The sequence below is a fragment of the Moorena sp. SIO4A5 genome, assembly GCF_010672005.1.
In the GTDB taxonomy this organism is placed as follows: domain Bacteria; phylum Cyanobacteriota; class Cyanobacteriia; order Cyanobacteriales; family Coleofasciculaceae; genus Moorena.
Window position 1 is genome coordinate 1 of the sequence record NZ_JAAHHZ010000202.1, and the last position, 9,241, is coordinate 9,241.

The 9,241-nt window shown below is 45.2% G+C and carries 8 protein-coding genes and 1 rRNA gene; 2 read left to right on the plus strand and 7 right to left on the minus strand.

Annotation, left to right across the window (positions count from 1 at the left end):
• Positions 1–142: 142 nt before the first annotated feature.
• The 4 genes from dtd to F6K57_RS32040 all read right to left on the minus strand — a co-directional run bounded on the left by dtd (position 143) and on the right by F6K57_RS32040 (position 2,318).
• The gene (gene dtd / locus F6K57_RS32025) at positions 143–604 is read right to left on the minus strand and encodes a D-aminoacyl-tRNA deacylase (protein ID WP_293029133.1); all 462 of its coding nucleotides are present in this window, start codon (positions 602–604) and stop codon (positions 143–145) included.
• 257 nt (positions 605–861) lie between these two features.
• Positions 862–990, minus strand: coding sequence for a hypothetical protein (locus F6K57_RS32030; protein WP_293072103.1), 129 nt, complete (start codon positions 988–990; stop codon positions 862–864).
• A 12-nt stretch (positions 991–1,002) separates the two neighbouring features.
• The gene (locus F6K57_RS32035) at positions 1,003–1,512 is read right to left on the minus strand and encodes a hypothetical protein (protein WP_293029140.1); all 510 of its coding nucleotides are present in this window, start codon (positions 1,510–1,512) and stop codon (positions 1,003–1,005) included.
• Positions 1,513–1,523: 11 nt separating this feature from the next.
• On the minus strand, positions 1,524–2,318 hold the full coding sequence (locus F6K57_RS32040; RefSeq protein ID WP_293072104.1) for a hypothetical protein: 795 nt from the start codon (positions 2,316–2,318) through the stop codon (positions 1,524–1,526).
• Between the two features lie 515 nt (positions 2,319–2,833).
• Here F6K57_RS32040 and eno point away from each other — a divergent pair.
• A complete protein-coding gene (gene eno / locus F6K57_RS32045) occupies positions 2,834–4,132 on the plus strand; it encodes a phosphopyruvate hydratase (RefSeq protein ID WP_293046852.1) in 1,299 nt (432 codons plus the stop codon).
• A gap of 3 nt (positions 4,133–4,135) precedes the next feature.
• Here eno and F6K57_RS32050 read toward each other — a convergent pair whose 3' ends face one another.
• Both F6K57_RS32050 and argC read right to left on the minus strand, forming a co-directional pair.
• Positions 4,136–4,390 (minus strand): hypothetical protein, encoded by a 255-nt coding sequence (locus F6K57_RS32050; protein ID WP_293072105.1) that lies wholly within the window; start codon positions 4,388–4,390, stop codon positions 4,136–4,138.
• An 18-nt stretch (positions 4,391–4,408) separates the two neighbouring features.
• Positions 4,409–5,467, minus strand: coding sequence for an N-acetyl-gamma-glutamyl-phosphate reductase (gene argC, locus F6K57_RS32055; protein WP_293029155.1), 1,059 nt, complete (start codon positions 5,465–5,467; stop codon positions 4,409–4,411).
• Positions 5,468–7,266: 1,799 nt separating this feature from the next.
• Here argC and ribBA point away from each other — a divergent pair.
• Complete coding sequence (gene ribBA / locus F6K57_RS32060) at positions 7,267–8,946, plus strand: bifunctional 3,4-dihydroxy-2-butanone-4-phosphate synthase/GTP cyclohydrolase II (protein WP_293072106.1); 1,680 nt, start codon at positions 7,267–7,269, stop codon at positions 8,944–8,946.
• A gap of 170 nt (positions 8,947–9,116) precedes the next feature.
• Here the strand turns inward: ribBA and rrf are convergent.
• Positions 9,117–9,234 (minus strand): 5S ribosomal RNA (gene rrf, locus F6K57_RS32065).
• Positions 9,235–9,241 lie beyond the last annotated feature (7 nt).

Sequence of the window (9,241 nt, forward strand, 5' to 3'; positions counted from 1 at the left end):
GAGTCGGGAATCGGGAGTCGGTGTAAGACGAAAATTTACTGTACCTCGTCAGTATGATAAACGCTATAAAAATGTTTCCCATCTCCCCATCTCCCCATCTCCCCAAACTTCCCACACTCCCTGTTCCCTGTTCCCTGTTCCCTTAGCGCACTAATGCCTCTTTCTCCAACAACAGTGTCACAGGACCATCATTCTCTATACAAACCTCCATCATAGCACCAAACTCACCAGTTTCTACCCGCAACCCACTCATCCGTAACTTATCCACAAATAGTTGATATAATGCCCTAGCGTATTCTGGAGCAGCGGACTGACTAAAGGAAGGGCGACGTCCTTTGCGACAATCTCCATAAAGGGTAAACTGGCTAACCACCAATAGCTCACCACCTATATCCTGCACGGACTTTTCCCAACGGTCATTACCAGTAGTCTCGTCTGGAAATAGCCTTAAGTCTAGACACTTTCGCACCATCCAGTCTAATTCAGCTTCCGTATCAGTATCCGCAATACCGACTAGTAGGTTAAGCCCTCGCCCTATTTTCCCAATCACTGTTGTTTCTACTTCGACTTGGGAGGATTTGACTCGTTGGATGATTACTCGCATATGTAGCAGTTCTCAATTGGCTGAGGTATTTCGTCCTGGGTTTTAGGGAACAGGGAGCAGCGGATCTGGGAACAGTAGGAAAAAGATCTGAGTGTTTTTAGGTGTTATGATCAATGCCTATCCTAGACTGATTATACTCAATAACTAGTTTAAATGAGCGATTACCCCTTAAATAGCAAGGGATTCCACAAAGGTACTGTATCAATACAATAAAAAGCAATTTTTATGAAAATTGCTTTTTTAAATCACTAAAAGCCTTACTTAGTAAGCTTCCGAGCAATTATTTTATACTCATTTATAATCGCCACACTAGGGAACCATTTCTTCCCGATTCCCGATTCCCGATTCCCGATTCCCTGTTCCCAGATCCGCTGTTCCCTGTTCAACACTTCTAATTCCTAAAACCTAATTAACGATAATACCAAAAGAAAGCCAATTTCTAACAGATAAGTAATGCAAACGCTACGGTTTAATAAACCATCCCAAAGATAGCCTTGGCGTTTGGGAATATTACTGCGCTTAAAGGTACGACTCCAGCCAGTAAAAATAGCTGGACTGCGCAAGTTAAACTCCTGAGTCAAAATTTCCTCAATTTCTACCAAACGGGGATAGAAACCGCGCTGGAAGTGCTTCCACTGACTTTCTAGAATCCAGAAGAACAGGGGAATAGCACACCCAATCAGGGCAATGCTATTCTGTTTTTCTTTTAAGACCATGCGCACAACCACACCAGTGGCCGTAATCCCCAAGGCTTTAATCACCCAGATTTGTTTGTTGTAATCTTCTACAGTAGTTTGCAGGAAAAAATATTCCTGTTTGAGCAGATTTAGCTCAAATTCTGATCGCTTAGGGTGGCCAACGGCCAATCCCGATGGGGTTTGAGGGTCGATGGGTGATGGGCTAGACATAACGTTGGTGTTCAAGTAGATACAAAGTGTTGCTTGTGCAAAACCTTTTGCATCGCTGTCATCTGAGCTTTGACCTGTTGCAACTGACTTTGAAGTTGCTGAATATCTTCCGATGGTAATGATACTACTTCAGAATGGGATTCAAGCCCAGTATGGGTTTGACTATTACCCACACCAGTTTGCATTCGCGTAGCGTGGCCTACGGCCAATCGCTTGTACTCAAAGGTTTTGGCTGGCACCTTCATCACAGATTTAGGGGCTGGTTGATATTCTCTCGACCCACTCTTAGTAACCAGTGGTTCACGGTTTGACTCGAAGCTAGAACTAGTATAGACGGTATAGTTAATTGGCTGCTGTGGCGATGTCTGATTGTCTATCTGATTGTCTATCTGATTGTCTATCTGATTGTCTATCTGATTGTCTATCTGATTGTCTAAAGGCTTGTGTTGAGGAAGGTTCTGCTGGGATTCTGAAAGCCTAAGTTTTTCTAATAATTCTTCCTTTTTCTGAATTTGTTGTGCTAGATCTGATAGCTGTGACTGAAGTTGCGATGATTGTTGAGCAGACTTTTGCCATCCTGCTATAGCTACACTGGCCATACCACCTCCCAGGCTAATCACCGTTGCCAAGGTAAGGTAAGGCGTTGCCGCATCTCGCACATGACCGTAGAATAGTTGCTCCTCCTGTACTTTAATGGATATTGGCTTAGCACCGAACCAGCCTACGGGTAACGTCAGCGCAGCAAATACTGTTGCTGAAATCAATGCTGGTCTAAACACAAATTTATGAAGTGGGGAGGAAATCATAGATGATATTATTGCCCTTAACAACAGGTCAGTAAGAGTCCCGAAACCCTAGTCATCTTAACTAGTCTTCCCCTAGCTTATTTAAAATAATTTTGGTTTGTTGTGAGCCAACTCTAAAATAATTGTGATTATTTTCAGCAATTTTCGTGAGCCATATCACCATTAGTATGGTCGAAATATTTAGGGCGATTATATCAACAATACTCTAGGTATAGAAAACTGTGTAGTGTTGATGTTCCAGACCTTAAAGTGGCACAATCTCATCGTAAGCATTAAGTTATCAGTACCCAGTTATAACCACCAAGGAGTCAGCTTTTCAACCATGGCTGTTCCCGTAGCGTGCGCGTAGCGCTTAAGCTGATAGCTAATAGCGGATAGCTCACAGCTCCTAAGGGCTGAGATGGCTGACATCATTGATTAACTAGGAGATTGAAAAGAAGTGACATTCCTTTCTTTTCCTAGAGCGATTTAACGATTAAGGCAGTTGCAATCTTTAGATAATTAGAGGAAAAAGCATGTTGACTAAATCAGAAACTGCAATTGCGGCAATTGATGCCAGAGAGATATTAGATTCTCGTGGACGTCCGACAGTAGAAGCCCAAGTGCGCCTTGTTAACGGTGCCGTGGGAATTGCCCAAGTTCCCAGTGGTGCTTCTACTGGTACTTTTGAAGCCCATGAACTACGAGATAATGATCCCCGTCGCTACGGTGGTAAAGGGGTACTCAAAGCAGTATCGAATATCAAAGAAAAACTCGCCCCGGAGCTATTGGAAAACGATGCTCTCAACCAAATGTTGGTTGATCACAAGATGATTCATCGGGATGGTTCCGCCAACAAAAAGAATATGGGAGCAAATGCCATCTTAGCGATTTCCCTAGCTACAGCTAAGGCGGCGGCGGCCAGTAAAGGACTCCCCCTCTACCGCTACTTAGGCGGACCACTAGCTAATCTACTACCAGTTCCGTTGATGAATGTAATCAACGGTGGTGCTCATGCGGATAATAATGTGGATTTTCAGGAATTCATGATTGTACCAGTGGGAGCACAGTCATTTCGAGAGGCTCTGCGCTGGGGAGCTGAGGTTTTTGCCGCCTTGGCTAAGGTTTTGAAAGAGAAAAAATTGCTTACCGGTGTGGGAGATGAAGGTGGCTTTGCTCCCAACTTGGGGTCAAATAAAGAAGCGCTAGACTTATTGATTGCCGCTATAGAAACATCTGGGTATAAGCCAGGGGAACAAATCGCTTTAGCCATGGATGTGGCCGCGAGCGAGTTCTACAAAGATGCTCAGTATGTCTATGATGGCGCATCTCACTCCCCAGAGGAGTTTGTTAACTATCTAGCTGAGTTGGTGGGGCAATACCCCATTGTTTCTATTGAAGATGGACTCCACGAAGAGGATTGGAGTAATTGGCAGTTGCTCACTGAAAAACTGGGTTCCCGTATTCAGTTAGTGGGTGATGACCTATTTGTTACCAATCCCACCAGGCTACAAAAAGGTATTGATGTCGGTGCGGGTAACTCGATCTTGATTAAGCTCAATCAAATTGGTTCCTTGACCGAAACTCTTGAAACCATTGACTTAGCAACTCGCAACGGTTTCCGTTCCGTGATTAGTCACCGTTCTGGGGAAACCGAAGATACTACTATTGCTGATCTTGCTGTTGCTACTCGTGCCGGTCAAATTAAAACAGGTTCACTGTGCCGTAGTGAACGGGTGGCTAAGTATAACCAGTTGCTGCGGATTGAAGATGAATTAGGCGATCGCGCCATTTATGCTGGAACTTGTGGCATGGGCCCGCTGTGTCAGGGTTGAAGGTTAGGAGGTTAGGAGGTTAGGAGGTTGAAGGTTGAAGGTTGAAGGTTGGAGGTTGAACGCGATTCCGTGGCCTTTGGCCAAGGTTGAAGGTTGGAGGTTGGAGGTTGGAGGTTGAACGCGATTGCGTTGCCTTTGGCCAAGGTTGAAGGTTGAAGGTTGAACGCGATTCCGTGGCCTTTGGCCAAGGTTATTTGGTGGGGAGTGTGGGAAGAATGGTTTTTTCCTATCTCCCCCTACTTCTGGTATCTTCTGCACATCCGTCCCACAACCGATTCACGGATAAAAACTCAGTTGAGGCAAGCCTAGGGTTTCGTCCCAACCCATCATCAGATTCAAACACTGTACAGCTTGACCAGCTTGACCTTTGAGCAAGTTGTCGATGACTGACATGACGATAACTCGGTCAGTTCGGCTATCGACTTCTACCCCTATGTAACAAAGATTAGTGCCACAAGCCCACTTGGTTTGGGGATAGGTGCCACTGGGTAACACGCGGACAAAGGGAGAGGCGCGGTAAAAGGCTGTGTAAATGGTGAATAAATCTTCCCTGACTAGTCCCGGATCCTGCAATGTGGCATAAACGGTAGCTAGGATTCCCCGTACCATGGGAACGAGGTGGGGTGTAAATTGCACCCTGACTTCATGACTGGCTAAATGACTGCAAATTTGCTCAATTTCTGGGGTATGGCGGTGATGGGTCACGCCATAAGGGGCTAGAGAGCTGTCGGCTTCTGCTAGTAAGAGATTGGTTTTTGCCTTGCGTCCACCCCCAGAGGTGCCAGATTTAGCATCGATAATGGCAGTGTCTGGAATAATCAGACCCTGTTTGAGCAGGGGAGCAAGGGCGAGTAGGCTGCTGGTGACGTAGCAACCAGGACAAGCGACTAATTGGGCAGAGGAAATGCGATCGCGATACAGTTCCGGTAAACCATAAACAGCAGTAGCAGCGGTTTCTTGGTCGTGGCGCTCTCCACCGTACCAGCTTTTGTAAGTTTCAAGTTTACTAAATCGATAGTCAGCTGAGAGATCGAGAACTTTTAATCCTTTTGATAACAGTGATGGTGCTAGCTTATGGGCTAAACCGTTAGGCAAGGACAGAAACACTACCTGACAACGGGATACAATAGTATTTATGTCAATAGGCTCAATGGTTAAATTAACACGATGGCCTAGATGAGGGTAAAGCTCGGCAAATCCCTTGCCAGCACTGCTTTCTCCACCCAAATAAACTATATCGACTCCTGGGTGATCCATCAAGAGCCTTACAAGTTGTACGCCACCATAACCAGAAGCACCAATTATGCCTACTGGTAGGCGTTCTAAATCCCCCATCATGTTCCTTTCCTATAGGTTGACACTCCCCGCTTTAAAAAGACGGGGATTCCTAGATCTACGACCGGCCTTAAACCTCCGTGTCCAAATGGCAATATCTAAACCTGAATCCCGTCGAGACCAAGATTCTAGTCAGTTCACGAAAGACCCAGCGGGCTAGTCTCGCGATAGCGTTTAGTTACTTTCAGCAAAAGTGCCTTATAAAGTCCGTTACTTTCCTGTTTCACTTGGTTTCGGCGTGCCGGAGACGAAACCTTAGAAGAGTGGAGCCTTAATAAAAAAGTTTTAACCCTTCTATGCATAGCCTGTAACCCTTAAAGGCTCCACTCTTCTTACGGTAACTTCTAACCCCGCCGTACCATTCTCTTTTCTCAGGTCGTATCTTTGCTGGGTTCACACACCAATTGTTAGTTGATGATTGGGTTTTTAAAGAGGACTTTCCCTACCCTCCGGGCATTTCTTCTTTAAGGTCAAACAATTGCGGGTCTCTGACCCGGTTGTGCCATCGCCAAAGGCGACGCTACGCGAACGGATTTTCAGCCTGTACCCATATCTAAATAATACTCTAGCGCACAAGTATTGTCAACCTTTTTAATGGAATTGCATCTAGGCGACTTTAGTCGCTACCTGGCTTTCATCCCGGAGACGAAACCTTAAAATAAGGTTTGAAGTTACCGTAAGGAGAGTGGAGCCTTAATCATAAAGTTTTAACCCTTTTACCCATAACCGACTAACCATAAAGGCTCCACTCTCCTAAGGTTTCGTCTCTGGCCTTAATCATAAAGTTTTAACCCTTTTACCCATAGCCGACCAACCATAAAGGCTGCCTTATTTTTGCGGTAACTTCTGACCCGGTTTAAAAACACGGGGCTTTCAGCCTGGAGCAGTACCGTAAGAGCTTTCACATCCTCCCCCACTAAAGGCTAATTGCTAGCTCAGTGGGAGATTCTCAACCTTGGGGCTGAGTATACACCTGCTTGCGGGACTCTTGACTAGACCAAGAACAACCTCAGTCCCTGTCAGACCCTCTCCACAGGTATTTTCATCCACTGTCTTGGGCACAGTGGCTCGCTTTTCTACGTCCTGTTTTAGCACTATTTGTGCAGCTGCCACATTTGTTAGTCAATCCGATCACTAACAAAAATTATCCCCTAGCAACGGATCGTAAAAACTTAATAAGTGTACCCTAATCCCTCAGTTATTGGCAACATTTTAGTGCCACAAGACCAGTTGTGATTTCGTAAGCATTCAGCTATCAGCCCTTAGGGGTCAGCTTAAAACAAGCTATCCGGCTGAGGAGTTCAACGGACTCAAAGCCAAAGACTATAAATTCCTCGCTCAGGGGAGGGAACTGATATTAAACGAAGACTTACCTGTTTCATTCAAAAGCACCTCAAGCAGCACCTCAAGTAGCACCTTAGCTGATACCTGACGCCTGAATGCTTAGGTAATTTACCAAATCACAAGGCGCTGACATCGGAACCTGCTTCTGGTGATTAAAAGCGTGGTCTATCACCAAGCAAGCCGCCGCACTTCGATAGACTATACTAGTGACCAAGAACATCTAACCGGGTGCATCTCATTTTTGTAAAAAAGAAGGGAAGTTTGGGAAGTCTGGGGAGAGGGGCGGGGGCGCGTGGGAAGTGTGGGAATTTTCGGGGGAATTTTTGCCTAATTTCAGGCATTGAGATGCACCCATCTCACCTAAGCGTCAAGTGTCAAACTTGGGAAAATGAGCTAGGATCATGGTCCCATTGATTTCAAGCCCATTCATTAAATTAAACAAAAGCAGCAAACAAGTGGAATCCACGAAAACTGATGTGTATAAGTTTGATAGCATTGATGATGCTCTGGCAGACCTGAAATCAGGTCACGCAGTGGTGGTGGTTGATGATGAAAATCGGGAAAACGAAGGAGACCTAATTTGTGCTGCACAATTTGCTACCCCTGACATGATTAATTTCATGGCAGTGGAAGCACGAGGGTTGATTTGTCTGGCGATGACAGGGGAGCGCTTGGATGCTCTAGACCTTCCGCTAATGGTGAGTAACAACACGGACACTAACCAGACAGCGTTTACCGTGAGCATTGATGCAGCACCCCACTTAGGGGTGACGACTGGTATCTCGGCTGAAGACCGTGCTCGTACTATCCAGTTTGCGATCAACCCAGTAACGAAACCCAGTGATTTGCGACGACCTGGTCACATTTTTCCCCTCCGTGCTAGAAAGGGAGGGGTATTGAAACGGGCTGGTCATACGGAAGCAGGGGTTGACTTATCAAGACTTGCAGGTTTATACCCAGCGGGTGTGATCTGTGAAATTCAGAATGCTGATGGCTCCATGGCTCGCTTGCCAGAGTTGATTGAGTATGCCAATAAGCATCAACTCAAAATTATCAGTATTGCTGATTTAATCAGTTACCGCCTCAAACATGACCGCTTTGTTTTTCGAGAATCCGTTGCCCAATTACCCAGTAGTTTTGGGAATTTCCAGATTTACGCTTACCGCAACACCTTAGATCACTCGGAGCATGTTGCCATTGTAAAAGGAGACCCGACTCAGTTCAAAGAGCATCAAGTGATGGTGCGGATGCACTCAGAATGTTTAACGGGAGATGCGTTGGGCTCTCTGCGCTGTGACTGTCGAATGCAACTACAAACGGCTCTGAAAATGATTGAGAATTCCGGTCAGGGAGTCGTGGTTTATTTGCGGCAAGAAGGCCGAGGGATTGGTTTGGTGAATAAGTTGAAAGCCTATTCCTTACAAGATATGGGACTGGATACCGTAGAAGCAAATGAACGTTTGGGATTCCCTGCTGACCTGCGAGACTATGGCATGGGAGCACAAATTCTCAATGATTTAGGAGTTAAGAAAATTTGCTTGATTACCAATAATCCTCGCAAAATCGCTGGTTTAAAAGGTTATGGATTGGAGGTAGTGGGTCGGGTCCCATTGTTGATTGAAGCTAATGACTACAATTCTAGCTATCTGGCAACTAAAGCACAGAAGCTGGGTCATCTGCTGTTGCAGACCTATCTAGTTACGGTAGCGATTCATTGGCAAGACCAGCCCCAGCAGGTGACAGAACGTTATGAGCGTTTAGAAAAGTTAAGGTCTCTAGCTCATAGCCAAAACTTATTATTGCAGGAGGAGTCAAGACCTGTAGCGTCCGCAGTTTTTGAGAAACCTGCTTTAATCGTACACTTGGGCTTTGATCAGCCTGAGCTAGCAGCACTAGATTGGTACCAATCCAGTCAGCATCCCTATGTAAATGCGATCGCTAATATTTTAGACAGCGTGATTGAATGGCCTGAGCTAAGATGCTTGGAATTTCTAGTCTCTTCTGGACACGATCCACTGACAAGTTTACAAATACTTTTAGACCGAGAGAAGTTTCCCTTTACGAAGCGACCATCTTCAGTGTGTGAGAATTTAACAACTCAGAAAATTTATAGTTTTGATCGCTCAATAAAGTAATATGAATTATTGCTTTTAGTCCTCAGTTATTACTTAAGTTATTACTTATTGGTTAACCCAACACCCATGCTAATGATTTAATCTATTTTAATCTCTGTGGTTGCTTAATATAGAAAAAGCCCCTTGCCAGTTCAGACAAGAGGCTTTTTCTATATATTAAATAATATATATCCTGGCACTGAGCTATTTTAGCAGGCAGCTACCCACCAACTATCTTCGCCGCAGCTACGTTTCACCTCCGAGTTCGGGATGGGGTCGGTGTGGTTCCGTAGCGCTATAAGCACCAGGAAGGTAG